This is a genomic window from Pelagibius sp. Alg239-R121 (assembly GCF_947331435.1).
In the GTDB taxonomy this organism is placed as follows: Bacteria; Pseudomonadota; Alphaproteobacteria; order Kiloniellales; family Kiloniellaceae; genus Denitrobaculum.
On sequence record NZ_CAMZOF010000008.1, the window covers coordinates 441,940 to 468,299 of the forward strand.

The following is a 26,360-nucleotide window of genomic DNA, read 5'->3' on the forward strand; positions in this document are numbered from 1 at the left end:
AAGATGAGCGATATGACTCAAGGCAACGCCCCAGGGCAGCATTATCCTCCGGGACAGCACCCGGACATGCCTCCACCGCCGGGAACCGTCGGTTTTGTCGGGTGGTTGCGGAACAACTTGTTCTCCAGCATTCCGAACTCGATCCTGACGATATTGGCGATTTATCTGCTTTACGCAGCTATTCCGCCGATCCTGGGATGGGCATTCTTCAATGCAGATTTTGAAGGCGCTTCGAGGACGGACTGTACGGCAGCAGGAGCCTGTTGGGCACTCATTGACGTTCGCGGCAAACAGTTCCTCTACGGTTTCTATCCCGATGAAGAGCTTTGGCGCGTCTATGTAGCGGGCTTCATTCTTCTTTTGGCAATCCTGCCGGTGTTGTTCGACAAGATTCCCTTCCGGAAACTGCTGTTCGCCAACACAATCCTGCTACCGGTCACCGGGTTCTTCCTTCTCAGCGGGACCAGCGGGTCTCCAGAGGCGATACTGCCGACCGTGGAAACGCCACAGTGGGGCGGCCTGCTGCTCACGATGGTAATCGGCGTAACCGGCATCGTAGCGTCTCTGCCCATTGGTATTGCACTGGCACTCGGCAGGCGGTCGAACATGCCGGTCGTACGAACCATGTGCGTCACCTTTATCGAATTCGTGCGTGGCGTGCCGCTGATCACGATTCTCTTTATGTCGTCGGTGATGGTGCCGCTGTTCCTTCCGGAAGGCGTGAACTTCGACAAGCTTTTACGGTGCCTGATCGGCGTGTCTCTGTTTTCCGCAGCCTATATGGCTGAGGTCATCAGAGGCGGGCTGCAGGCCATCCCGAAGGGCCAGTACGAAGCCGCGGCCGCGATGGGTTTGAGTTTCTGGAAGATGATGTACTTCATCATTCTGCCCCAGGCTCTGCGCATCGTTATTCCGGGGATCGTGAATACCTTCATCGGTCTGTTCAAGGATACCTCACTGGTTCTGATCATCGGCTTGTTCGATCTGCTTGGGATCGCCAAGACCGTTGTGACCGACGCCAACTGGATCGGACTCATCCACGAGTCCTATGCCTTCGTGGCGGTTATCTATTGGATATTCTGTTTCGGCATGTCCCGGTACAGCATTTGGCTTGAAGCCAAGCTGCATACCGGTCACAAGCGATAGGAGAAGTTTATGTCTGAAGCTGCTCAGACGGCGTCGGTGCCCGAGATTTCCGACGAAGTTGCCATCCAAATCATCGGGATGCACAAGTGGTACGGTCAGTTCCACGTCCTGAAAGACATCAATCTGACTGTTCGTCGCGGCGAACGCATTGTTGTCTGCGGTCCTTCCGGATCGGGCAAATCGACCATGATCCGTTGTATCAACCGGCTGGAGGAACACCAGCAGGGACAGATCATCGTCGACGACATCGAGTTGACCGGGAATCTCAAAAATATTGATGCGATCCGGCGGGAAGTGGGCATGTGCTTTCAGCACTTCAATCTTTTCCCACATCTCACCGTTCTTGAGAACTGTACTCTGGCTCCCATCTGGGTCCGTAAAGTTCCGAAAGCCGAGGCGGAAGAGACTGCCATGGAGTTTTTGGAGAAGGTGCGGATTCCCGAACAAGCCAACAAGTACCCGGGTCAGCTGTCCGGTGGTCAGCAACAGCGCGTCGCCATTGCGCGTTCGCTCTGTATGAACCCGCGCATCATGCTGTTCGATGAGCCGACGTCGGCGCTCGACCCGGAGATGATCGCCGAAGTGCTTGAGGTGATGGTCAATCTGGCAGAGACCGGTATGACCATGATCTGCGTGACTCATGAAATGGGTTTCGCGCGCAAAGTGGCCAATCGAGTCATCTTTATGGATGGCGGTGAGATCATCGAACAGAACGAGCCGGAGGAATTCTTCAACAATCCGCAGTCCGAGCGGACACAAAAGTTCCTCAGCCAGATCCTGGCTCACTAAGAGACCACAAAAAGGGCGCAATCATTTGGTTGCGCCCTTTCTCTTTGCGCCTTCATGAAATGCGACGGGCCGCGGAAAACTGCGTGCTGTTCCCCGGTTCCGCTAATCGGCTTGTCTGTGTTATGCCCAATGCTACTGGTCTTTTTCTGAACGTCTTCCTGGCGCTCATTTTCTCATTGTCGCCGCTTGCGCGCGCTGGCGAAGCATTTGACGCAATCCGCGACAGCGGCACCATCAGATGCGGGGTTCATTCAGATCGGCCTGGCTTGGCTGTTAAAAACGACCAAGCCGAATGGCAGGGGTTTGAAATAGATCTGTGCCGGAGCTGGTCAGCAGCTCTCTTTGGGAACGGCGATCAGGTCTCTTTCATTGAAATTGAGGGCGAAGAAGGGCTTTCGGCCCTGACCGACGGAACGATCGATGTCCTTGCTCTGAATGAGGATGCCCTTTTTGGCCGGCGCGATGTCAGTTTTGCGGGAAACGCCTTTGTAGACAGTCTCGCTCTGATGGTACGGCGGGCGGATGCGTTCTCCAATGCTCTGGAGCTTGACGGCAGGAACGTCTGCTTCAGCGGCGATGAAGAGGCGAAGGGCCGTATCGACGCCTTCGCGTCGGAAAACCGCATGAATACCACGACAAGTGATGCCGGTTCCATGCCGGAAGCGATGGATCGTTTGAAGGAGGGCGACTGCGATGCATTACTTGCCGGACGCCTTGCTCTAGCCAGCCTGCGTAGTAGCGAGCCGGATGGCGCGGAGCGGTATGAAATCCTTCCGGAGCTTCTTTCCAAACGCCTGCTCGGTCCGGTGACACTGAGCAACGACCGTGCGTGGCTGAATGTGGTTCGCTGGGGCGTGTTCGCAATGATCGTTGCCGAAGAAAAACAGGTTTCCAGCAATAACCTCGCTTCAATCGCGTCTTCGGCAAAAGATCCGGCCGTAAAGCGACTCCTCGGGTTCGAAGGCAATTTCGGTGAGCAACTGGGATTGCAACCTCTTTGGGCCTACAAGATCATCGAGACGGTAGGGAATTATGACGAGCTTTACGAACGCCATTTTGGCGCCGGTCTGCCGACCGCGCTGGAGAGGGGCCCCAACGCACTCTGGATTGACGGTGGCCTGATGCGCGCGCCGCCGTTCCAGTAACGGCAGTGCTCCGAATCTGCATAAACTCTAAAGATCACGTGTGGCCGATTAACACCGGGCAGGCTCACTCCCGTCCACGTTGTTCCTGACCGGGCCGATCCGTGCGTCCGCTGGTCGCCGCCATCCACTCATCGACCAGATGACGGCCGCTGTTTGCAAAGCTCTCCTCCAGAAAAGCGAGCCTTCTGATGCGATCGACTCGGAAGTGCCGAAAATCCTGACGTAGCTCACACCAGGCGCAAACCAGTTCGACTTCAACGTAATAGGCGACTGCAATTGGCCAGATCGTACGTGTGGTAAGCCGGCCTTCGACATCCTGGTAGTCGATATTGAGCTTTTTGCTGTCTCTGATGGTCTTGCGTATCTCCGCGAGATCGATCAGAGGCGATGGCTCGGCCCCGTAGTCGCAGACATAAAAGGGCCGTGTGGCAATAGGGGCTTTGCGATCACTCGGTAAAACTGCTTCGACTTTTGCGATGATGGAATCCGCAGCGCTATGAAGCCCCCGGTCACTTGTACGCCGCAGCATGCTCATGCCCACTAATAGAGCTTCGGTCTCATCGGAGGTAAACATAAGCGGAGGCAGATCGAATCCGGCCCGCAGGATGTAGCCGACCCCGGCCTCACCCTCTATCGGAACCCTACTGGCCTGCAGGGTGACGATGTCGCGATAAATGGTTCGGGAAGTGACTTCCAGGCGCGCGGCAATCTGATCGGCCGTGACCGGCTTGTCCGCAGAGCGCAGGATCTGAATGATGTCAAATAAGCGGTCGGCACGCCGCATTCGTCAACTCCTCCCACGACAGCTGCCAGACAAATGTTTAATCTGCCGGCGCAGGGAACTCAGAACGTTTTTCGAGAAGGACCGGTTCATCATCATGTCGAACGCCTTAATCATCATCGATATGCAGCAAGGGTCTTTTACTTCGGAGACACCGCGATACGATTCTGACGGTGTCGTTCTCAGGATCAATGCACTCGCCGCCAGGGTCCGGGCCGGGAAGGGTATCGTTATCTTCGTGCAGCACGATGGACCGGAGGGAGACCCCCATCATCCGGATGCCTCTGGTTGGCATTTGCTTCCTGAATTGGAGGTACGGCCAAACGACCGCTTCGTCAGAAAGGGGTCTTGCGATTCCTTCCTGACGACTAATCTGCAGGGCAGCCTCAGTTCCAGCTCCATCGAACACCTCATAGTCACCGGTTGCGCCACCGAGTTCTGCGTCGATACAACGATCCGAAGCGCACTGGCGCGCGGTTACCGGACCACCGTGCCGGCAGACGCGCATACGACCGCGGACCGGGCGCATCTATCCGCAAAAGAGATCATCACGCACCACAACGCGACTTGGGCCGACTTCATTTCACCAGCCGGCCCGGCAGAAGTTCGTCCAAGTTCCGATATCCATGTTACCTGAATAGCATAAGCCTCCTGACAGCATTATGTCAGGAGGCTTTCTCCAGCCCATGGCGCACGCCATGTTCAGGCGGGAAACCGGCCTGTCAGACGAGGGTCGTCGATGAGGGTCTTTTCCTGCTTATAAGGCTTGAAACCACAACGCTGATAAACCGGTAAGGCTCTGGGATGATCCAGGGTATTGGTATGTAGATGCAGCCGGTCGGGACTGTAACTCCAGGCGATATCGATTGCAGAAGTCAGGAGGTATGATCCCAGGCCCTGTCCGATAAAGTCCGGCATCAGACCGAAGTAAGCCAATTCGATATCATTGCCCAATCGGCGGTCGAGCTCAGCATAGCCGGCCGGTGCTCCATCAACGTAGAGAACATAAATCTCGACCTTGGAGTCGTGAATGATCTCCGACAGAGTTTCGTCGTCCATGCTCCGGCGCTCCCACCAGAGACAGGGCTCGCCGATGGTATCATAGAGAAATCGATAGAAGGCGAGTGGCGGCCGTTCGCACCTCAGCAGGGCGACTTTGCGTTCTCCGGTCACTGAGGGAACTGGCTGGACCGGGCGTTCATTCATTTCGAGATAGGTAATGACGTTTTCGAGCTTGCCCTCAGCGGTCGTTGCCTCGTTGCCAGGTGGCTTCATGCCGTCCACCAGCCAACGCTGCATGATGTGGCAGGTATTGCGATGGTATCCGATCCGCCGATAGAATTTTTTGACGCCCAAATTCGTCTCGCGGATCAACAGTTCGACCTTGGGAACCTTGCGTTCGCGCAGCCATTCCTCGGCAGCGGAGGCCATGCAGGATGCAAATCCGCGACCTCGATGTTCCGGGAGACAGGCGAGGTAGTTCATTCGCCCGCGATGACCGTCATAGCCAACGCAAACAGTTGCCACGATTTGATCATCGAGCACACCGACGATGATCTCGGAGGAGGGGTTTTCCAGCCAGCGCGCGATATCTTGATCCGGATCGTTGTACCAGACCAGAAGACCGCATTGCTTCCAGACCGCAACGACGTCATCTCGGTCGGCGGCAGCATAGGGGCGGAGCTTGAGATTAGATTCGCCGGTCAAGATAAGGTTCCGCTGACTTAATTCTAGACGGTCTTATTAAGCGTCGACGGGGGTCTCACCTGCAAGACCCCACTCGGACCAGGAACCGTCGTACACGGAATAATCGCGATGGCCGGTCATCTCCAACGCCAGCGCCAAGACTGCGGCAGTTATGCCCGAGCCACAGGTCGTTATGACCGGCCGCTTTGGATCGACCCCTGACTCCGCAAGCAGAGAAGCAATCTGCTCAACGGGCTTAAAGGTTTGCGTCGACGACTCGATTAAATCCGTGAACGGCAGATTGAGGCTCTCTGGGATGTGGCCCGACCGCAGACCCGGACGCGGTTCTGCCGCAGTTCCGGCAAATCGTTCCCGGGAGCGGGCATCCAGCACCTGCTCACGCTTGCTCGAAAGATTGCTCATCAATTGGTCTTTTTCGCGCACCAAGAAAGTATTGAATCGCGGTGTGAAATGGCGTTCGGCAGGTGTCGGCGGAAAGTCGGACAGAGGGCGGCCCTCGTGGCGCCATTTCGGCAGCCCGCCATCAAGCACGGCAACGTCGTCATGCCCAAATATTTTGAAGGTCCACCAGACCCGAGGGGCCGACATAATGCCGCGCTGATCGTAGACGACGATTCTATTGCCGTCGCCTAGGCCAAGACGCCGCACGCGGGAAGCAAACTTCTCGGGTGGCGGCAACATGTGTGGAAGACTGTTCGATGTATCCGCGATCTCGTCAATATCGAAGAATACGGCACCCGGAATGTGTTGGTCATCATACTCAGCACGCGGGTTCAGTCCCTCATGCGGTAGATAGTAACTGGCGTCGACGACCCGGACATCGGGCGCTTCGATGTGTTCCGCCAGCCATTCAGTGCTGACCAGGGAAGAAATGTTTGCGTCGGGCATGAAGACTGCCTTTTTACCGGAATCAGAAATTGCCGAAGCCGCGCGCCTCAGTCATGGCAAACCATGACACCTTCAGCCGTCGAAGTGAATATTGATCCGACGGTTCTGGCGTCCTTTATTCTCGATTTTTCCGATACGCACACGACCTATTTCGCCGGTCTCTCGAATGTGCGTGCCGCCACAAGGCTGAAGATCGACGCCGGCGATGTCCAACAGACGCACCTTTCCCGAACCACTGGGTGGCTTGACCGACATGGTCCGCACCAGATCGGGGCTGGCGGCCAGCTCTTCATCGGTGATCCAGCGTTCTGCAACGGAGTGATTTTCCGTGATCAGCCGGTTGAGCTCCGACGCAAGTGCCTCTTTATCGAGTTGCGTGTCAGGCAGATTGAAATCCAGCCGGCTCTTTTCCTCGCCGATCTGACCGCCGGTCACATCACCTGTAACTACGGCGCAGAGGAGGTGAAGACAGGAGTGCATCCGCATCAGGCGATATCGGCGGTCCCAGTCGACCTCAGCCGTGACTTTGCTTCCAATCTCAGGGGATACAGCATCAGGCTCCAGGATATGGACAACGTCTTCGTGGTTTTCGCCTTTGCGGGCATCGACGACGCGGATCTCTTCTCCCGACGCTGTTTTCAGGCGTCCGCTATCGCCCGGTTGGCCACCGCCCATCGGATAAAACACTGTGCGATCCAGCCGCACGCCCTCTTCGCCGACGGATACGACGGTGGCTTCACAGTCTTTCAGGTAAGCGTCTTCGCGAAAGAGAAGTTCCATCGTCGTCCCCAAGGTGTCGTTTCAACAGTTTTAGAAAAGCGGTCGTTACTGGCTCGAGCGTGAACAGGTTTCTAAGGTGCCTAAATAGCCTCAAGCCAAGCCGGAACCGGCAAGTCTTTTTCCCGCAGGAAAGCGGGGTTGAACATCTTGCTCTGATAGCGGGTTCCGTAATCGCAAAGCACGGTGGTAATAACGTGACCGGGGCCCATCTGCTTGGCCAGGCGGATAGCACCGGCGACATTGATGCCACTCGACCCTCCCAGACAGAAGCCTTCGTTTTCGAAGAGATCGAAGACGATGGGCATGGCCTCCTGATCGCTGATTTGGAAGGCATCGTCGATCGGCGCACCCTCCAGGTTGGCCGTAATGCGGCCCTGGCCGATGCCCTCGGTAATCGAACTGCCTTCGGCCTTCAACTCGCCATGCTTGACGTGATTGTAGATGGCCGAGCCCATGGGGTCGGAGAGTGCAATGACGATGTCTTTGTTACGCTCCTTTAAAGCCATACCCGTGCCGGCCAGGGTGCCACCCGTTCCGACAGCACAGACGAAGCCATCGACTTTGCCGTCGGTCTGCTCCCAGATTTCAGGACCGGTGGTTTCTATATGCCCTTGGCGGTTCGCCGTATTATCGAATTGGTTGGCCCAGATAGCGCCATTGGGCTCGGACTCGGCCAATTCTTTTGCGAGGCGCCGCGAAAAATGGACATAATTGTCCGGGTTTTTGTATGGCACGGCGGGCACCTGGCGCAGATCTGCACCGCAGAGCTTCAGCATGCTCTTCTTTTCTTCGGATTGCGTCTCGGGGATGACGATCACCGTGCGGTAACCGCGGGCACGCGCAACCAACGCAAGACCGATGCCGGTATTGCCGGCCGTTCCCTCGACGATGACGCCTCCAGGGCGGATCTGGCCCTTGGCTTCGGCATCCTTGATGATGGCCCAGGCCGCACGATCCTTGACCGATCCACCCGGATTAAGGAATTCCGCCTTACCCAAAATCTCGCATCCGGTTTCCTCGGACGCTTTGTTCAATCGGATGAGCGGGGTGTTACCAATTGTGTCGATAAATCCGTTTCGGACGTTCATGGACTCTTCTTCGTGTTGGGCAGGTTGACGACAGGGGTCGGGATCGCGTTGTGGAGACTAACGGTTCGGCAACACCGGTTTCAAGAACAAGCCAGTCACCGAAGCGTGAAGTCTTCACTGCCACTTAGCGCGCAATTCCTCACGATTCAAGACCAACCATTGCAGCGCGGCGAAGGTGAAAAGGTTGGTAATACGTCCCTGACGCAGCAATTCGTGCGCCTCTTGGTAGGGTAACACGAAGGCTCGGATATCCTCTCCCTCATGACTCAAACCGTGAATTCCGCCGATTGTCGCGCTCCGAACCCGGCCGCAAAAGAGCGAGAGTGTCTCCGAGGAGCCACCTGGGCTGACCAGAAATTTCCCAATTGATTCCAGCTCTTCTATTCTGCAGGCCGCTTCTTCCTCTGCTTCACGGCGCACAACATCTGGCGGGCTTTCGCCCTCATCAATGATGCCGGCTACAAACTCGTACTGCCAGGGATACAAGTCCGCCGCAAAGGCTCCCATCCGGAACTGTTCGATAAATACGATTGCGTCGACTTCGGGATCGTAGGGGACGACGGCGGCTGCATGCCCGCGCTCAAATATCTCGCGTGTGATCGGTTCGGACAGGCCGCCGGCAAAGAGGCTGTGACGCACGACATACTCGTCGAGCTGAAAGTAGCGCTTGAACAGCGTTGATTTTGTGAGGAGTTCGGTTTGCTGGGGTCCGTCCAGCGGATCGGATTGATTCATGGGTGAATCTGTCTCGTTTGTGTGGATTTCGCCTCCCGTGATCATCACCCGGAAACGCCAAAATGAAAAGTAGGGCAGGGGCATCATCCGGAATCGGCCCGGATTCCCATTCCGTCCGAAGAGTTTCTCCGGATCCCTGCTTACGATACTGGCAGGTGATCCGGGCTTGTGATCCGGGCATCGAGCGGCTATTCGAAGCAATGGCGTCGCTGTGGACAAGCAGGTGAAAGCAGGATAGATCGAGCCATGCAGACTATTCAATTCATCGACCTCAAGGCTCAACAGGCACGCATACATGCGGAACTGGACAGCGCCATCGACCGCGTTCTCTCGCATGGACAATACATCTTGGGACCCGAGGTTGCGGAGCTCGAACGTCAACTCGGGGCCTTTTGCGGCGCGGAACAGGTGGTGAGCTGCGCCAACGGAACCGACGCGCTGACTTTGGCTTTGATGGCAGAGGGCGTCGGGCCGGGCGATGCTGTTTTCGTACCAGCCTTTACATTTGTTGCCACAGCCGAAGCGCCGGCACAGCTGGGCGCGACGCCGGTGTTCGTGGATGTGGATGAAGAGAGCTTCAATCTCGACCCGGAAAGCCTTAAAACAGCCATCCGTTGGGCCAGGGAAGCGGGGCTTAGGCCGCGCACCGTTATTGCCGTTGATCTCTATGGCCTCTCAGCCGACTACGATGTCGTTACCCCTATCGCCAAACAGGAAGGCATGTTCGTGATCGCCGACGCCGCACAGAGCTTTGGTGGCGTCTATCATGACCGTTCCATCGGAACTTTGGCCGACTACACAACGACCAGCTTTTTCCCGGCAAAACCCCTCGGCTGTTACGGGGACGGCGGGGCCGTCTTGACTGCGAGCGATGAAAAGGCCGAGCTGCTCCGATCTCTCCGGTTCCACGGCAAGGGAGATGACAGATACGATAACATCCGCATCGGGCTCAACAGTCGGCTCGACACCCTTCAGGCGGCTATACTGATCGAAAAGCTGTCGATTTTTTCTGATGAACTTGATCGGCGCGACCGCGTCGCTCAGCGATACTCCGAAGCCTTTGAAGGCCTGAATGACATTCGCGCTCCCAAGATCCCGAAGGGATACCGCTCCAGTTGGGCGCAATATACGCTGCGGGTGACGGCGCGGGATGATCTGCTTGAACACTGCAAAAAGGCCGGCGTGCCGACCGCGGTGCATTATCCGATCCCCCTTGCGCAGCAGGAAGGTTATCGGAACTACCCCTCCGTTCCCGGCGGGATTCCGGTTTCTGAACGGCTTGCAGAATCTGTCGTCAGCCTTCCAATGCATCCTTACCTGGCGCCGGAAACTCAGGACATTATCATCGAGACCGTAAAGGACCATTACTAAGCCGTGCCCCCTGATGTCTGGCCGCTCGAGCATCTCGGTCGCGTCTGGCACCGCGACGCGCTTTGCAAGGAAGATCTATCCCGCTTAGATCACGCCTGCGCATCTGAAGGATCTCCAGGTGAACGCCTGGGGTGGAACCAAGATCTCGCGGCAACAGTTGGCGTGCATAGCCATTTGAGCAAACTGGTGCAAAGACATTTACCCGGAGCCGTCCCGGTCCGTATTGTCGTTTTCAACAAGACCACAGAGACCAACTGGACCGTGCCCTGGCATCAGGACCGGGTCGTTGCTGTTCGCGAACAACACGACGTGAAGGGATACCGGGTCTGGAACAGAAAAGCGGGAGCCTGGCACGTGGAACCGCCGATCGAACTCCTTGAATCCATGATCTTTGCGCGGGTTCATCTCGACGATACCAACGCTGAAAACGGATGCCTCGAACTGGCACTTGAAACGCACAAGCATGGTCGCGTGCTGGCCGAAGCAGCAGCAATAACCGCGGGCAAGGCAACGGCTGAACTCTGTGACGCGGAACGGGGCGACGTACTCTTCGTCAAAGCTCTTACCCTGCATCGATCTCGGTCATCACGCCGTGAGGGGACCCGAAGAACCTTGCGTATCGACTACTGTGCAGAGACTCTGCCGACGCCACTGCAATGGGCTCTTTAAGAACGACGAGCCGGCATCGTTGAAGTGTTTGCAGATTTATCAGAAGCGAAGGAAATCCAATGATTGGAAACGAGAGTCAAACAATGGCCTTTCGCCCTGCTGAAGCGAAGGACCTCTCAAATATTGTAGCGCTGCTCGCAGATGACGAACTCGGGCAAAGCCGGGAACTGCCAGGACCACCGTTGGATCCGCAGTATCTGAGTGCATTTGAAGCAATTGATAAAGACCCCAACCAACTGCTCGCAGTAGTGGAGCGGGAAGGGGTCTTAATCGGCTGTCTTCAGCTCACTTTTATACCCGGTCTCTCTCGTAGGGGTATGTGGCGCGGCCAGATTGAAAGCGTGCGTATTGCGTCTTCCTGCCGCGGCGAGGGACTGGGCGGGCAAATGTTCCGTTGGGCGATTGAGCAGTGCCGGGCGCGAAAATGTGGCCTTGTTCAACTGACCACCGACAAGACCCGGCCGGATGCTTTTAAGTTTTATGAAAAGCTTGGTTTTGTCGCGAGTCACGAGGGCATGAAACTCTCGCTCTGATACTCTGTATCCAATCTCTATAGCGCCCAGACTTACCGCCATGCCAGATTACTCTACGAAGGCCGATTGCGTTCGGTTAAGCTTCATCAAGCATTAGATTTCAGGAGAAGAGTTATGGCCGGCGGTTTCGAGAAGCTCACTTTTTCCGGCGCAGGAGGCGAACAGCTGGCGGCGCGCCTCGACTCGCCGGCAGGCAAACCCCGCGCCTACGCCCTCTTTGCCCATTGCTTCACCTGTACCAAGGACATCTACGCCGCGTCACGAATAGCCGCTGGACTGGCAGCAGAGGGAATTGCGGTGCTGCGCTTCGACTTTACGGGTTTGGGGGCCAGTGAAGGCGAGTTTGCCAATACAAATTTTTCTTCCAATGTTGAGGATCTTATCAAAGCGGCCGACTTTCTGCGCGAAACACGAGAAGCGCCGAAAATCCTGATCGGGCACAGCTTGGGCGGGGCAGCGGTTCTCGCCGCCGCCGGTTCGGTGCCGGAAGCTCTCGCAGTCGCGACCATCGGCGCCCCGGCAGAACCGGCCCATGTCGCGCATTTGTTCCAGGAGGCCAAGCCCGATATCGAAGCCCGGGGTGAGGCCGAAGTTCTGCTGGCCGGGAGACCTTTTAGAATCAAAAAGCAGTTTCTCGACGACATATCGGAACGTAACCTCACGCAATCGGTCGAGAGCATGAAAAAGGCGTTGATCGTTTTTCATTCGCCGATTGATCAGACTGTCGGCATCGAAAACGCCGCCAAAATTTTCTCTTCTGCGAAACATCCGAAAAGCTTCGTTTCTCTTGATTCGGCGGACCACCTTGTCTCAAAAAAAACCGATGCTTCCTACATCGCGACAGTCCTGTCGGCCTGGGCTACCAGGTACCTTGGTGAAGACACATCCCAGGATGCCGTGCGCGCACAACCAGGCCGCGTCGTGGTCAGGGAAACCGGAGAAGGAAAGTTCACTCAGGACATCGCCACGGAATTTTATCGCCTGCGCGCAGATGAACCGAAAAGCTATGGTGGGGATGAAAGCGGGGCAACGCCCTACGATCTTTTGCTCGGCGGTCTCGGGGCCTGCACGTCCATGACCGTGCGGCTCTACGCTGATCGCAAAGGCTGGCCGTTGGAGCAGGTGGAAGTCACCTTATCTCACGAAAAGATTCACGCCGAGGACTGTGCTGAATGCGAGACGAAATCCGGGCGTCTGGATCAAATCGAACGGCGATTGCATCTGACGGGCCCACTTGATGACGAGCAGCGGGCGCGCCTGCTCGAAATCGCGGATAAATGCCCTGTTCACCGCAGCCTCGAGAGCGAGATCATCGTTAAAACCGCTTTGGCGTGAGCTTGTCAGAGTCAGATCTTTCTCACCAAATCAGAGAAAACGTAATTCAGCCTCGCTATCTTATCGTCATAGGAGGGTTCATGTTCTGGTCTGAGGAGGCTTACGCCCGGCAGCGCGGATTTGCGTCGTGTTTGGCTAAGTTCTTGTCGGGATGTCACAACTCGCTGTGAGCTTCAGAAGATAACCTTTAGCCAGAAAAATCAATAAACAGAGCTAAGCAGGGGAAAAGTGGCACAATCGATCAGCATCGTGCCCAACAAAAAATCAGACACGACCGATACTTGCCACACGTCTTATGGCGTAGCTTGGCGGCACGCGAATGCATGTGCTGTTCGTCAGGCTTACCCGATGACGTCGCTTGGTATTTCCAGCCGCGAGGGTATTTGCGATATCTACCTTAAGGTGCCAAAATACTGATCGGCATATGGAATTTTTGAATGGCGGGAATCTCGATAGTCTTTTGAATAACGCACGTATCATGACCTGGGAGACAAAAATGAGTAAAGAAGCGATCAAAGATCAGGAAAAAAGGGTTCATCCCTACGTTCCGGAGCTATGTGAACAACTTAGCAAAGGCGAAGTAGACCGCCGCGAATTCATGCGTACCGCCACCTTGCTCGGCGTTTCAGCTACAGCTGCTTACGGCATGCTTGGCAAGATCACTGGTGAAGACGCTATTCCTACCGCCAAAGCACAAGGGACCCCGAAATCGGGTGGTTCTCTTAAAGTTGCAATGGTCGTGCAGGAGATGACCGATCCGGCCACCTTTGACTGGGTCGAAAAGTCCAACGTTGCCCGACATATCATTGAATATCTGACCATTACCGGTTCGGACAACATCACACGTCCGTATCTGGCCGAGAGCTGGGAAGCTTCCGATGACCTGAAGACCTGGACCTTCAAGTTGCGCCAGGGCATCAAATGGTCGAACGGTGACGACTTTAACGCCGATGACGTGGTGTTCAACTTCACGCGCTGGCTCGATCCCAACACTGGTTCCTCGAACATCGGGCTGTTCAAGTCCATGACCGAAACCGTCGACACCGGGAAAAAAGACGACAGCGGAAATCCGGTCACCGAGCAGCGGATGACCGAAGGTGCGGTCGAAAAGGTCGATGACCACACGGTCCGCCTGAATCTCAACCAGGCAGAACTGTCGATCCCTGAGAATCTATACAATTATCCCACAGCGATTGTGCATCGCCGCTTCACCGAAGAAGGTGGAGATCTTTCGAAAAACCCCATCGGCACGGGACCTTTCGAATTGGCGGAATTCTCGATTGGACAGCAAGCCGTGCTGCGCAAACGGAGCGAAGCCTACTGGGGTGGAGACGTCTATCTCGACGAGATCCGCTACATCGACACTGGTAGCGACGCAAACGCCGTTATGGGCGCCTTGGCATCCAAGCAGGTCGATTCCGTCTATCGCCTTGATATCACGGCGCTCGACGTCGTGGAACGGATCCCCGGCGTAACCATCCACCAGTCTGTCACGGCACAGACCGGCGTCGTACGGATGCAGGTAACCGAGAAACCGTTTGATGACGTGCGGGTTCGTCAGGCACTCGTCGCCTGTTGCGACAACGCCAAACTGTTGGAGCTGGCACACCGCAATTTCGGCGCCGTAGGTGAGAATCATCACGTCGCAAAGATTCACCCGGAATACGCTGAATTGCCGGCACTGAAGGTGGATTACGATAAAGCCAAGAAGCTTCTGGCAGACGCGGGCTATCCTGATGGTATCGATGTTACCTGTAACGTCGGCAACACAGACGGCCAGTGGGAAAGTGCCCAGGTGCAGGCGATCAAGGAAATGGCGGCACCAGCCGGCATTCGCCTCAATGTGAACGTGATGCCAGCAGCTCAATATTGGGAAGTTTGGGACAAGGCTCCCTTCAGCCTGACGACCTGGACCCATCGCCCGCTTGGCGTCATGGTTCTCAATCTGGCCTATCGGACCGGTGTTCCGTGGAATGAATCGAACTACGCTAATCCGGAGTTCGACAAGGCCCTTGATGAAGCCGGCGCGATCCTCGACGTGAATGCACGGCGCAAAGCCATGGAGAAGGTTCAGAAAATCCTCCAGGACGACGCCGTTATGGTGCAGCCTTTCTTCCGCTCGGTCTTTACCGCTACGGTCGACAAGGTAAAGGGCTATGAAGGCCATCCAACCCGTTACCACCAGTTCAATAAGGTCTGGATCGACGCTTAGGTAGCGTTTCAGCGGCAAATACAGCAGGCGGGCGGAGAAACAGCTTCTCCGCCCGTCAAAAAAAGAACTGTAAAAACCGCATCCAAAGGTCGTAGGTGGCTAGGGGACCTTTAATGCTTATTTTTATTATTCGGCGCACCGGCACGATGGCGTTGACCATGCTCGTCGTGTCTATTCTGCTTTTCATTCTTCTGGAACTCCAACCGGGTAACGTGGCAGTTAAAGTCCTCGGCCCCTATTCCTCAGAAGAACAACGGAATCTGTGGCTGGAAGCGAACGGCTATTTCGATCCGATCTATCAGCGCTATTTCAGTTGGCTGTTTAACTTTATAAGCGGCGATTTCGGCGATTCAGTCCGCTTCAAAGTCCCCGTCAGCGAAATTTTATGGCCCAGGTTGGGCAATACGGGAATTCTTGCTGCGGCCACACTCGCCGTGGTGATCCCAATTTCGCTTGGATTGGGCGTTCTGGCCGGCATGCGCGAAGGCTCAAAGCTGGACCGGACGATTTCCGTCGGCTCCATTATCACGACATCGATCCCGGAATTTGCTTCTGCACCGTTGCTGGGAGCGATTTTCGTTTTCTATCTCGGCTGGCTGCCCGGGACCAGCGGCATGATCGACGGCTTCGACATCGTTCAGTTGATCCTGCCTGTGATGGTCTTGGTGCTTTACGACTTCGGTTATGTCACCCGGATGACCCGTGCTTCCATGGCGGAAGTCATGATGACGCACTACATCCGGACCGCGGTGTTGAAGGGCTTACCCTATCGTACGGTCATCATGAAGCATGCCCTGCGAAATGCACTGATTGCTCCCTTTACGGTAATCATGCTGCAGATCAACTGGCTGCTATCGGGCGTAATCGTGGTCGAGTTCTTCTTTTCCTACAAAGGCTTCGGTGCGCTCCTTTTGGAAGCCTCGCTTAATCAGGACATCTTCATGATCGAAGCCTGTGCAATGGTCGCGGTTTTCGTGGCGGTTGCGACTCAAACGATCGCGGACGTGGGTTACACCTACCTCAATCCGCGTATCCGGTTCAGTTAGGGGGACGGACAATGGCTGTTGACGTACAAGACGTTCCTCGCCGTGAATCGGCATTGCTCCGTTCGCTCAAGGGTATTGCACTGATCCGCGAGAGTATGGTCGGCATGATCGGCCTGGGCATCATCGTGTTTTGGGTTCTCATGGCCCTGCTTGCCGATGTGATTGCGCCGTTTCCGCCGAACACCAACTACCTGCCGTTAGCCACTCCCTTTACGCCGACGCTCGACGGCGAGGGGATGTTCTGGCTGGGTACGGATCTGCAGGGCAGGGACATTCTTTCCCGGATCATCCATGGCTCGCGCAAAGTGCTGATGCTGGCACCGCTTGCGACCTTCTGTGCCTATCTGGTCGGGATCCCCATGGGATTGGCGGCCGGTTACAAACGTGGCTGGGTCGACGACGTTCTGTCGTTCCTGTCCAACGTGATCCTGTCTTTCCCGATCCTGGTTCTCTACGTGATCATCATCGCGACGATCGGCTCTTCGGCGATCAACATCCTGCTTGCGGTGACCTTCGCTTCGGCGCCGGGGATCATGCGTATCGTTCGGGGACTGGTGCTCGATCTTCGGAACCGCGAGTACGTTTTTGCGGCTGAAACGCGCGGTGAACCCTCCTGGCGCATCATGCTGATTGAGATCCTGCCCAATGCCCGGGGGCCTTTGATTGTCGATGCTTGCCTGCGTGTCGGCTATGTCATCATCACCATCGGCGTGCTTGGGTTCCTGGGTCTCGGTCTGCCACCGCCCGATCCCGACTGGGGCGGCATGATCAACGAATTCCGGGTCATGTCGATGTCGTTCCCGCATATGACAGTGTTCCCATGCCTCGCCATCTCGTCACTGGTGCTGGGATTCAACCTGCTGGCTGACGGCCTGCGCGAAGTATCGTTGCGAGATTGAGGAGGACCTGATGGCTGGCGTTGCTCAGGACTTTGACGGTCCAATTCTGGAGTGCAGAAATCTCTCGATTTCCTACTTCACCCGTGCCGGTGAGATACCGGCGGTTATCGACTTCAATCTGACTCTTCACCAGGGCGATTCCGTCGGCCTGGTGGGAGAGTCCGGTTGTGGTAAATCCACCGTTGCCATGGCGATCATGCGCTATCTGGGAGGTAATGGTGCCATCGTCGGCGGACAGGTCTTCTACAAAGGCCGCGATCTGGCGACCTGCAGCGAGGAGGAACTACGGCAGCTGCGGGGTAGCGATATTGCCATGGTCTATCAGGAACCAATGGCATCCCTGAACCCCAGCATGACACTGGGCAAGCAGCTGATGGAAGTTCCCCTCTGTCATGAGGACGTGACCGAGGAAGAAGCCTATGCCCGCGCGAAGCAGGTGTTGGCGGATGTTAAACTGCCCGATCCCGACCGGGTGATGAACAGCTATCCCCATCAGATTTCAGGCGGTCAGCAGCAACGTGTCGTGATCGCGATGGCGTTGCTTTCAAACCCGTCGCTCCTGCTGCTTGATGAGCCAACAACGGCTCTGGATGTCACTGTCGAAGCCGGCATTGTAGAACTGATTGCGGAGATCGCTGAAAAGTTCAATACCTCCATGGTCTACATTTCGCACAATCTCGGCCTGATCCTTGCGACCTGCCGCCGGGTAAACGTGATGTATTCCGGTGTTGTTGTTGAATCCGGCACGGTGCACGAAGTTTTCGATCAAATGCGCCATCCCTACACCAAAGGCCTCTTCAACGCGATTCCCCTGCCTGGGACCAACAAGAAAGAGCATCCGCTGGTTCCAATCCGTGGCCAGTTACCGCTACCCCACGACCGTCCGTCGGGGTGTTACTTCGGCCCGCGCTGCGATTTCTTCGAAGCGGGACGTTGTGACGTCGCTTCGGAGGGCTCGACAGTTGCAATGACCGAGGTAGAAGGGGAAGAAGGGCACGTCGTGCGCTGTACCCTCTGGCAGGAAATCGACTGGGCCAACTACAAGCCTGAAGGCCTGGACGGGACGGAATTGCAAGCCGGCGAAGAAGTGCTCACCGTCAAGGCGATGAAGAAGTACTATGAGATCCGGGACAATTCCATCGCGGCCATGATTTCCGGCGAACGCGTCCGGCATGTAAAAGCAAACGAACACATCAACCTGGAGGCACGCGCGTCTCAAACGGTCGCGGTCGTTGGAGAATCGGGCTGTGGGAAATCGACCTTTGCAAAGGTCCTGATGGGGCTTGAGACCGCCACTGATGGCGCGGTCGAATTCAACGGCCAGGATATCGCAAGCGAACCCGTGCAAAACCGCTCACCCAAACAGGTGGGTTCTATGCAGATGGTGTTCCAGAACCCCTTCGATACACTCAACCCGAGCCATACCGTCGGGGCGCAGCTGGCACGCGTGATCCGCAAGTTCGGGGTCGAATCTGATCCGGACAAGGTTCAGAACCGGGTGTTGGAACTGCTCGATCTGGTCAAACTGCCCAGGGAGTTTGTCTGGCGGCGGCCCCGGCAGCTATCAGGCGGCCAAAAGCAACGCGTCGGCATTGCCCGTGCCTTTGCGGGCAATCCGTCGCTTGTAGTCGCCGACGAGCCCGTTTCGGCGCTCGATGTCTCGGTGCAGGCGGCCGTTACCGGCTTGCTGATGGACATTCAGCGCGAATACCGGACGACGTTGATCTTCATCAGCCACGACTTGAGCCTGGTACGTTATCTCGCCGACAGGGTTGTCGTGATGTACCTCGGCCATATTGTGGAAAAAGGCACAACAGACGAGGTTTTTGCGCCACCGTATCACCCTTACACCGAAGCGCTGTTGTCAGCTGTTCCGATTGCCGACACTGCGATCCAGAAGAAGCGGATCATTCTGGAAGGCAATTTACCCAGTGTCACCAATCCACCTAGCGGCTGCTCTTTCAACACAAGGTGTCCGCGGAAAATCGGCGGGATCTGCGAAACCGAACCACCGCCCGATGTCGAGGATTCGCCCGGCCACGTGATCTCCTGCCATATTCCGCTGGAAGAACTGCGCGCGGTCGAGCCGGTCATTGTTCAGGTGGAAAACGACCAGCCGGCGGCAGAGTAACTAAGCTGAAGAAGGGAATGGGTCGCCCAACCGGCGACCTGTTTCTTTTTTTGGGGTTGGTGTGCTGCACGCCCTGATGAGGGGGCGCGCCCTACCTGGGCGCTGGATAGCGCCTACCTAGCTTTCAAACTTTAGCTCCACGCTGCTTAGCGTTGCGTGAAGCAACGTAGTAAATGAAACGTTATCGTTCGCGAAAGATCCGCTTTGATCGACAGAGTGTGTTCGTTCCTGATGGAAGCAATCGGGAACGTGAACTGTGTTTGCTAGTTTTACGTGTGATTAGTGGTGCGCCTTAAGGAATCGTATCGGCGACAACCTGGGCGACGCGGTCGTACATCGCTCCCATTTCCTGTCCCAGGTGCTGAAATCCGGCGATAGACGCAACGGCGACCAATGCGGCGATGAGGCCGTATTCAACAGCCGTCACACCCGATTCATCTCTAAGGAACTGGTTGATCATGCTGCAATCATATCGAGCATCTGATAACGAAAAATTAATAAAATAAATAACAGTAGATTAATAAATCAGATGATTTATTAAAATTATCGATTTTTTATTATAAAAGTTACGACTTATCTATTTCGGCAAGAAAATCAATTATTTTCGCGGCCTCGATTGGGCGCGAGTAGTGGTAACCCTGGACCAGATGACAGCCGAGGCGCAGCAATCCCTTTGCAGTTTCGGCGTCTTCAACACCTTCTGCAATGACATCCATATTCAATCCGTGAGCCAGAGTAATGATCGTTCTGACGATCTCTCTGATCTCTACGTCCTGCGTCATCTGAAAGACGAAACTCTGATCGATTTTAAGATAGTCGAACGGGAACTTGTGCAGATAGCTGAGGCTCGAATAACCGGTGCCGAAATCATCGATCGAAAGTTGAACCTGGAGTGTTTTCAACTCATCCAAGATCTTAACGGCGGCCTTGGGATCTTCCATCAGGAGAGATTCGGTAACTTCCAGCTTTATGCAGCTTGGATCGAGGTCATAGGCCGAGAGACAGTGGGCAACGTCGTCGATCAAACTCTCGTCCGTAAGCTGGCGGCTCGACACATTGACGCTCATGAACATCTTTTTGTCGATCACGCCCTCGTCACGCCAGCGCCGCAACTGGGCACAGGCTTCCTTCAGAACCCAACGGCCGATCTGAATGATCAGGCCGGTATCCTCCGCGATTGAAATAAAGTCAAACGGTCCGACCAACCCACGCGTAGGGTGCTGCCAGCGGATAAGCGCCTCAAAGCCGGCAACCTTGTGCACATTCAGTGCCATAATGGGTTGATAGAACAGGACAAACTCATCGCCGCTTTTTACCGCTCTCCGGAGGTCTGTTTCGATCTCCAGGCGAGGTATGTCGGCGCTGCGCATTGCCGGTTCAAAGAATACGTAGTTTGGACGACTCTTAGCTTTGGCCGTTTCAAGTGCACAGGTTGCGTCCTGGAGCAGGCTCTCCGCACGGCTGTAGTCAACACGGCTGTCGGCGATGCCGATACTGCCGCTGCAGAACACATCCCGGCCTTCGATTTCAATCGGCTCTTCAAGCAACGCCAATACCCGGCGTGCACAGGCCGTCGCATCGTCAGAATCGGAGACATTTTCTATCAGGATGCCAAAGTCGTCACCGCCAAGCCGTGCCAGCGTATCGCCGGGACGCAAGGCTTCGCGGATGCGCTGACTCACCAAGACAAGTAACTGGTCTCCAGCCTTCAGCCCCAGGCTGTCATTGACATCCTTGAAACGATCGATGTTGAACAAAAGCACGGCAAACCCGGGCTCTCCCCGCCGCTGTGTCCGCTGAATTGCGTGGTTGAGCCGGTCGGAGAATAAAGAGCGGTTCGGTAAAGCCGTGAGGCGGTCGTGGAAGATGTCATAACGCAGCTGATTCTCTGCCAGCTCATGCTCAACGATTTTTTGCTGGAGGGCTTCGTTAGCGTCAATCAGTTCTGCGGTGCGTGCTGAAAGCTCTGCTTCAAACTTGTCCGCAGTGTCTGTCAGGTCTTTCCGTGTCGTATCAATAATCTCTTGATACTCATGGCTTCGCCGCGCGAGCTCGCCCCAAACAGAAAGCAAACGTTCCAGACGACGCGGCGTATGACGCGCGAGATTCCCGAGCTCAACCTGCGCTGTCGTGTAGTCGCGTCTTTCGACAGCATCCGTCCAGCGGGCCATCGGCACTAGAAATGCGCGCTGTATAAGAAACAAAACAACGGCACCGCTCGCAAGACCGGCACTCCAAACGATGAGGAATATCCGTCCGTCCGGCACGGCTTTCCCATGGTCCAACCAACTGCAGAGAGACGCAATTCCCATTGCGACCAAGGAAATCCCGATGAAGGCACTGACGCAGATGCGCCGGTTGGCCAGCAACAGGCTCGTGCTAGGAAGCGGCTGATCAGTTGCGCCGGGAAGCGGTCCATCGGAAAGGGTCGGAGGGAGATCGGTCATATGCCTGCTTCAGTGATCCACTGCAGTGAAAACGCCTGGAAGAACCGCAGAACCTGTTCCCACGTGACGGGACTTCATACAGATATGCGAAACAAGGTGATACACGAACCACCTTAACGGGTGGTTAGCATTCGCAATGTGGTGCCATCGCTTAGCGAGACAAAATTCCAACATTGTGCAGTTCATTGAGATGGAGGTGAAAAACACTATTAGGTTGTAGAAAAACAACCGTACCAAAATCAGGATCAAGCGAATCTGATCAGAACAAAAGGAATGCGACTCTTCGCCTGGAGTGTGATCTTTCCAAGGAAAAACGGTCAAATCCGTGAATCGCTGACCGAAAATTGGAAAGAGCGACTGATTCACGTTTTCGCAGATACGGGGATATACGATCAGGCTCTAGAATATCTCTGTGGCACCAATAACGATCAATCCCCAAAGAGTGACCGAGAGCACACACAAAAAGGAAATCGACTGTTTGTGATTCCATCGCGTGTCATTGTCTATCTGATCGCTGAAAACAACTGCCGTATTAATCAGTTGTTGCCATCTTCTCACAACAGGCTCGCGCTCCACGCCAGCCCGGACAGCCAGTTCGCCAAGCGTTCGAACGGGCGAGGGTGCTACTTTTCGCGGTGCCGACGCCGACAACGTTGATTCCTTGAGGAGATCAGCCTCGCCATGTTTGGCCGGATGAAAAATACCTGCTTGCCGTTTCAACGTCTGCGCCATGTCAATTCCCCTTGTTTCCTTGTGGAAAATTGCAACCGTCTAACGCAAGAGTCTAAATTGGCCGGATGTTTAAAGGGTTAACAGATGACTGATAGCCACAATACGTCGTAAATTTTAGACAATTACCGTTCTCGATCTTGGAGTGGTTTTTTTTGTTGTCGTCGCAGAGTGATAGCCTGTGGGACGTTGCCGTAGTGCAACGGCTCGGCGATCGGTCCTTGCAGGAGGACCGGGCCGGTTTTCGGCTGATGGACGAACCTGCAAGCTGTTTATTAGTGGCGGCCGATGGATTGGGCGGTCATCGCGGTGGCGACGCCGCCGCGGCAGCGGCAGTAAACGCTGTCTGTACCACTTGGGAGAGCCAGCCCGAGGCAGATCCAGCCGCCTTGCGGCGCTGTATCAATCAGGCTCAAGAAAGCGTGGCAAAGGTCTCTGCAAACTATGGAAATGATGCACGCACGACCTGCGTTGCAGTTGTTTTGGATAGTAATGTCGCGTATTGGTCGCATCTCGGTGATAGTCGATTGTATGGTTTCCGCCAAGGCGATACCATTCATCGAACGAAAGATCACTCAGTGGCCCGTTTGATGTTTGAAATGGGTGAGTTGAGCGAAGAAGAGGCCAACAACGGTCCCGAACAGGGTCGGCTATACAAAAGCCTTGGTCCAGATGCAGCGCAGGAATTTAAAGTCGCAGAAGCGCCTGTGCGGCCTGGCGATGGATTTTTGCTTTGCACGGACGGTTTTTGGGTAAGCCTGTCCGAGACGGAAATGGCGACGGCAATGCTGGCGGAAAACCTTGAAGAAGCCCTGTCGGATCTGGCCGAACTTGCAGTAAATCGCTCGAACGGTCACAGCGACAATGTGACAGTTTGTGCCGCAAGATTAAGATATGATGCGAGGCTGACTCAGTGACTTTTCGTTTTCGGCGACAATTTGCATGAACGAACTTTACCACCACAACGCACTCCCGCCGGATTCGACTGTTGACGAATACCGGTTGATCGAAGTGCTGGGCGAGGGCGGGTTTGGCATCGTTTACCGGGGCGAAGGCCGTTATCTGGGTGATCAGGTTGCGATCAAGGAGTATCTGCCGCGTCACCTTGCGACGCGCACGGAAGGAACGACCGTCGCCCCGACTTCATCCGATTCCGAGGAAGCCTATAGCTGGGGGCTGAAGAAGTTCCAGGAAGAAGCCCGCATTCTCTGGAATCTCGCGCAACCCGAACGCCACCCCAATATCGTAGCTGTTCGGCGGTTTTTCGAGGCCAACGGCACCACCTACATGGTGATGGACTTCGAAGAGGCGCGACCGTTGTCGGATTTGCTGAAAGGCAACGCCACACTGCCTCAAAAGCGCCTGGAGGCGGCTCTCTTCAGCCTGCTGAACGGCTTGAAGCGCGTTCATGAAGCGGGAGTCTGGCACCGGGATATAAAACCGGCCAACATTCTCATTCGCGCGGACGGCAGCCCTGTGTTGCTGGATTTTGGCGCCGCCCGACAGACACTAGATACACAGACCCGCTCCGTCGTAGCGGCGATCACGCCGCCTTATGCAGCGTTTGAACAATACGCCGCCCGAGGGAACGATGGCCCTTGGACCGACATTTATGCGCTTGGTGTCACGCTTTACCGCTGTATCACCGGTAAGCTTCCGCCCGATGCTGCCGAACGGGCCGATGAAGACAGCCTGACACCATTGTCGGAACAGGATTTACCCGGCTACACCCCGACGTTCCTCGCGGCCGTTGACCGGGCACTGGAGATCCGGGCTAAGAACCGCCCACAGTCAGTCGACGAGTGGCGCAGCCATTTCGACGGCTTGAGTGAGGCAGCGGCCGACGCCCAAGATAGTGGCGGAGATACCACGGTGTTGCGGGCCTTCACGCCGCCCGCCGATGCGCCGGAACCCGCCTCAGCAGAAAGAGTTTCGGCGCCTCTTTTGGGTGAGAGCGAAAGACTGGCCGGAAGCGGGCGGGGCGAGGGGTCGTCCAATCAGAAGCTGGTCCTGTTCGGAGTGGCAATCGCCATCGTGTTGGCCGGTGTGATTGGTGCGACGCTTATCGACAGGGACAGTCTTTTCGGCGATCCGGAAGGAGATGCCTGGCAGGAGGCGCAGCAGGCGGGCGATGCGGCGTCAGTCTCGGATTTCATCCGCCGCTATCCCGATGGCGACTATACGCTGGAAGCGAACGCACTGCTTGCGAAGATCAAGCAGGAAGCGGCGGCCAAAGCGGCAACCGAGGCGGCAGCCCAGGCGGAAAACGCAGATGAAGCCGCTTGGGCGCAAGCTCAGGCCGGAAATACGTCGGCTGCATACACCGCCTATCTTACAAGCCAGCCAAACGGGAAGTTTACCGCCGAAGCGCGCAGCCGGCGCGACGTGCTGGAACGTGAACAGCAGGCCTGGAATCAGGCGGAACGCTCAAAGAATCTGGCAGGTTACCAATCTTATCTGCAGGCCTTTCCAGCAGGCGCGCATCAGCGCGAGGCCCAAAACCGCGTCGCCGACCTCAAGGAACAAGCTGCAGCTCAAGCACAGGCTCAGTCTCAGGCAGAAGCCAGGCAAAGAGCCGCAGAAGCGGCAGCGGCAAAGGCTGCCGAATTGGCAAAAGCCGAAGCCAAGACAGAAGCGCTTCGCCAGCAACAATTGGCAGCAAAGCAGGCCAGAGAACAGCTGAGTTGGGCTGCAGCTGAAGCCAGTGATTCGATCTCTGCTTACCAAGCCTATTTAAACGACTATAGCGACGGCGCCAATGCCACAGCAGCAAGAGAGCGGATTGCCGCTTTGCAGACGCAAGCTGAACTGCGCTCAAAAGAAGCAGCAGAGGCAGAGGCAGAGGCAAAAACGCAAGCCGACAAACAAGCCTGGGCGAGCGCCAGTGCCCGCAACAGCGTCGATGCCTATCGCGCCTACATGCAAGACTACCCGAGCGGTCAGTACAGTGATGATGCGCAGCAACGCCTGAACGCGTTGCTGACACCTGTCGTCACCAAAACAACTGGCCGTTATGCCGTGCGCCGTAACGCCAATGTTCGCAGCCAACCCTCGCGCGACGGCATCATCCTGGGGAGCTTGAGAACGGGTAACGAGGTGCGCGTCATGGCACGCGTGTCTGTTGCAGGCGAAACCTGGTTTCAAATCGAACGTGGCGGCGACGAGGCTTTTGTATTTGGCAGCCTGTTGAGGGAGATGCCCCGAGAGGAAATCATCGCCTGGAACGAACTACGGATCGTCGTGGATGAAACCTTTGGCGACCCTGTCTCTCCCGGCGAGAAGGCCGCCGCAATCACGTCTTTCCTCGATAGCTATCCGGACAGCCACCATGCCGCCGAAGCCAAGGCGGAACGGGAAACCTATCGGGAAGAGCAGGTACAGTTGGACAGGCAACGCCTCACCCAAGCCGCCGCCGAGGAGGCTGCAAGAGCAAAAGCCGCCGCAGAATTGGCCGAAGCACAGAGGTTGGCCGAAGCCCAGAAACTGGCGGAAAGCGAGAAATTAGAGGAAGCCCGAAAAACGGCGGAGGCGGCCAGGCTTCAAAAAGAAACGCAGGATAAGGCGCAGCAGCAAGCTGCAAACGACCAAACCGCACTGACAGCCTTCCCGGAACCCTCTATCTCGCGCGACGACATGCAGGCTTTCTTCGAGGACAAAGAATACGTCCTTCGGCAGATCATCACCGATTACAATCGTGAGAACCGCATCCACATCCGGGGCGCGGCGGCTGACCCTCGGGCTGTGCGCATCTTCTCTCTTTCGGTACGCAGCGCGCTACCGCCGTCTGTCGGAGATGGCCGCTACGCAGACGTCAATTTCGCGATAAAAGACGGACGCAATGAAGTCTTTCGGCCGTTCCGTTTCGGGATTCTGTGGAATGACGGCGAACCCGAAATCATATCCCACAGCCGCTTGAAATAATCTACTTT

At 55.9% G+C, this 26,360-nt stretch carries 23 protein-coding genes; 14 read left to right on the forward strand and 9 right to left on the reverse strand.

From position 1 onward, the window contains the following. Nucleotides 1-3 precede the first annotated feature (3 nt). The 3 genes from QMZ18_RS26325 (at nucleotide 4) to QMZ18_RS26335 (ending at nucleotide 3,080) form a co-directional block, all read left to right on the forward strand. A complete protein-coding gene (locus QMZ18_RS26325; protein ID WP_322097305.1) occupies nucleotides 4-1,146 on the forward strand; it encodes an amino acid ABC transporter permease in 1,143 nt (380 codons plus the stop codon). 9 nt (nucleotides 1,147-1,155) lie between these two features. Continuing rightward, nucleotides 1,156-1,935 carry an amino acid ABC transporter ATP-binding protein gene (locus QMZ18_RS26330; protein ID WP_282609355.1) on the forward strand — a complete coding sequence of 260 codons (780 nt, stop codon included), beginning with the start codon at nucleotides 1,156-1,158 and terminating at the stop codon, nucleotides 1,933-1,935. Between the two features lie 122 nt (nucleotides 1,936-2,057). Further along, nucleotides 2,058-3,080 carry a transporter substrate-binding domain-containing protein gene (locus QMZ18_RS26335; RefSeq protein ID WP_282609356.1) on the forward strand — a complete coding sequence of 341 codons (1,023 nt, stop codon included), beginning with the start codon at nucleotides 2,058-2,060 and terminating at the stop codon, nucleotides 3,078-3,080. A 64-nt stretch (nucleotides 3,081-3,144) separates the two neighbouring features. On the opposite strand, the gene QMZ18_RS26340 is transcribed toward QMZ18_RS26335, so the two are convergent. Next, entirely contained in the window at nucleotides 3,145-3,864 is a 720-nt protein-coding gene (locus QMZ18_RS26340) for a YafY family protein (RefSeq protein ID WP_282609357.1), read from the reverse strand. A gap of 94 nt (nucleotides 3,865-3,958) precedes the next feature. Here QMZ18_RS26340 and QMZ18_RS26345 point away from each other — a divergent pair, with 94 nt between their 5' ends. Further along, nucleotides 3,959-4,498, forward strand: a complete 540-nt coding sequence (locus QMZ18_RS26345; RefSeq protein ID WP_282609358.1) for a cysteine hydrolase family protein — start codon at nucleotides 3,959-3,961, stop codon at nucleotides 4,496-4,498. A 65-nt stretch (nucleotides 4,499-4,563) separates the two neighbouring features. Here the strand turns inward: QMZ18_RS26345 and QMZ18_RS26350 are convergent, their stop codons facing one another. From QMZ18_RS26350 to QMZ18_RS26370, 5 genes are all read right to left on the reverse strand, one after another. Then, nucleotides 4,564-5,568, reverse strand: a complete 1,005-nt coding sequence (locus QMZ18_RS26350) for a GNAT family acetyltransferase (protein WP_282609359.1) — start codon at nucleotides 5,566-5,568, stop codon at nucleotides 4,564-4,566. A gap of 36 nt (nucleotides 5,569-5,604) precedes the next feature. Continuing rightward, on the reverse strand, nucleotides 5,605-6,456 hold the full coding sequence (sseA, locus tag QMZ18_RS26355) for a 3-mercaptopyruvate sulfurtransferase (RefSeq protein ID WP_282609360.1): 852 nt from the start codon (nucleotides 6,454-6,456) through the stop codon (nucleotides 5,605-5,607). 72 nt (nucleotides 6,457-6,528) lie between these two features. Then, nucleotides 6,529-7,236 (reverse strand): alanyl-tRNA editing protein, encoded by a 708-nt coding sequence (locus QMZ18_RS26360; protein WP_282609361.1) that lies wholly within the window; start codon nucleotides 7,234-7,236, stop codon nucleotides 6,529-6,531. 80 nt (nucleotides 7,237-7,316) lie between these two features. Next, nucleotides 7,317-8,324: a cysteine synthase A gene (locus QMZ18_RS26365; RefSeq protein WP_282609362.1), complete on the reverse strand. Its 1,008-nt coding sequence runs from the start codon at nucleotides 8,322-8,324 to the stop codon at nucleotides 7,317-7,319. A gap of 114 nt (nucleotides 8,325-8,438) precedes the next feature. Further along, nucleotides 8,439-9,059, reverse strand: coding sequence for an NUDIX domain-containing protein (locus QMZ18_RS26370; RefSeq protein ID WP_282609363.1), 621 nt, complete (start codon nucleotides 9,057-9,059; stop codon nucleotides 8,439-8,441). A gap of 246 nt (nucleotides 9,060-9,305) precedes the next feature. On the opposite strand from QMZ18_RS26370, the gene QMZ18_RS26375 reads away from it, so the two are divergent. The 8 genes from QMZ18_RS26375 to QMZ18_RS26410 all read left to right on the forward strand — a co-directional run bounded on the left by QMZ18_RS26375 (nucleotide 9,306) and on the right by QMZ18_RS26410 (nucleotide 19,255). Further along, entirely contained in the window at nucleotides 9,306-10,430 is a 1,125-nt protein-coding gene (locus QMZ18_RS26375; RefSeq protein ID WP_282609364.1) for a DegT/DnrJ/EryC1/StrS aminotransferase family protein, read from the forward strand. A gap of 3 nt (nucleotides 10,431-10,433) precedes the next feature. After that, nucleotides 10,434-11,099, forward strand: a complete 666-nt coding sequence (locus QMZ18_RS26380; RefSeq protein ID WP_282609365.1) for a phytanoyl-CoA dioxygenase family protein — start codon at nucleotides 10,434-10,436, stop codon at nucleotides 11,097-11,099. An 83-nt stretch (nucleotides 11,100-11,182) separates the two neighbouring features. Then, on the forward strand, nucleotides 11,183-11,632 hold the full coding sequence (locus QMZ18_RS26385) for a GNAT family N-acetyltransferase (RefSeq protein ID WP_282609366.1): 450 nt from the start codon (nucleotides 11,183-11,185) through the stop codon (nucleotides 11,630-11,632). Nucleotides 11,633-11,746: 114 nt separating this feature from the next. Beyond that, nucleotides 11,747-12,967: an alpha/beta fold hydrolase gene (locus tag QMZ18_RS26390; protein WP_282609367.1), complete on the forward strand. Its 1,221-nt coding sequence runs from the start codon at nucleotides 11,747-11,749 to the stop codon at nucleotides 12,965-12,967. A 496-nt stretch (nucleotides 12,968-13,463) separates the two neighbouring features. Next, nucleotides 13,464-15,179: an ABC transporter substrate-binding protein gene (locus tag QMZ18_RS26395; protein WP_282609368.1), complete on the forward strand. Its 1,716-nt coding sequence runs from the start codon at nucleotides 13,464-13,466 to the stop codon at nucleotides 15,177-15,179. Nucleotides 15,180-15,292: 113 nt separating this feature from the next. Beyond that, nucleotides 15,293-16,225: an ABC transporter permease gene (locus tag QMZ18_RS26400; RefSeq protein ID WP_282609369.1), complete on the forward strand. Its 933-nt coding sequence runs from the start codon at nucleotides 15,293-15,295 to the stop codon at nucleotides 16,223-16,225. Nucleotides 16,226-16,236: 11 nt separating this feature from the next. After that, a complete protein-coding gene (locus QMZ18_RS26405; protein WP_282609370.1) occupies nucleotides 16,237-17,124 on the forward strand; it encodes an ABC transporter permease in 888 nt (295 codons plus the stop codon). 10 nt (nucleotides 17,125-17,134) lie between these two features. Then, nucleotides 17,135-19,255 carry an ABC transporter ATP-binding protein gene (locus tag QMZ18_RS26410; RefSeq protein ID WP_282609371.1) on the forward strand — a complete coding sequence of 707 codons (2,121 nt, stop codon included), beginning with the start codon at nucleotides 17,135-17,137 and terminating at the stop codon, nucleotides 19,253-19,255. Between the two features lie 292 nt (nucleotides 19,256-19,547). On the opposite strand, the gene QMZ18_RS26415 is transcribed toward QMZ18_RS26410, so the two are convergent. From QMZ18_RS26415 to QMZ18_RS26425, 3 genes are all read right to left on the reverse strand, one after another. Further along, entirely contained in the window at nucleotides 19,548-19,715 is a 168-nt protein-coding gene (locus QMZ18_RS26415; RefSeq protein ID WP_282609372.1) for a Flp family type IVb pilin, read from the reverse strand. A 106-nt stretch (nucleotides 19,716-19,821) separates the two neighbouring features. Continuing rightward, nucleotides 19,822-21,702, reverse strand: a complete 1,881-nt coding sequence (locus QMZ18_RS26420) for a bifunctional diguanylate cyclase/phosphodiesterase (protein WP_282609373.1) — start codon at nucleotides 21,700-21,702, stop codon at nucleotides 19,822-19,824. Nucleotides 21,703-22,101: 399 nt separating this feature from the next. Further along, entirely contained in the window at nucleotides 22,102-22,434 is a 333-nt protein-coding gene (locus QMZ18_RS26425) for a hypothetical protein (protein ID WP_282609374.1), read from the reverse strand. Nucleotides 22,435-22,589: 155 nt separating this feature from the next. Here QMZ18_RS26425 and QMZ18_RS26430 point away from each other — a divergent pair, with 155 nt between their 5' ends. Both QMZ18_RS26430 and QMZ18_RS26435 read left to right on the forward strand, forming a co-directional pair. Next, on the forward strand, nucleotides 22,590-23,348 hold the full coding sequence (locus QMZ18_RS26430; RefSeq protein WP_282609375.1) for a PP2C family serine/threonine-protein phosphatase: 759 nt from the start codon (nucleotides 22,590-22,592) through the stop codon (nucleotides 23,346-23,348). A 25-nt stretch (nucleotides 23,349-23,373) separates the two neighbouring features. Continuing rightward, nucleotides 23,374-26,352: a serine/threonine protein kinase gene (locus QMZ18_RS26435; RefSeq protein WP_282609376.1), complete on the forward strand. Its 2,979-nt coding sequence runs from the start codon at nucleotides 23,374-23,376 to the stop codon at nucleotides 26,350-26,352. The last annotated feature ends 8 nt before the right edge of the window (nucleotides 26,353-26,360 follow it).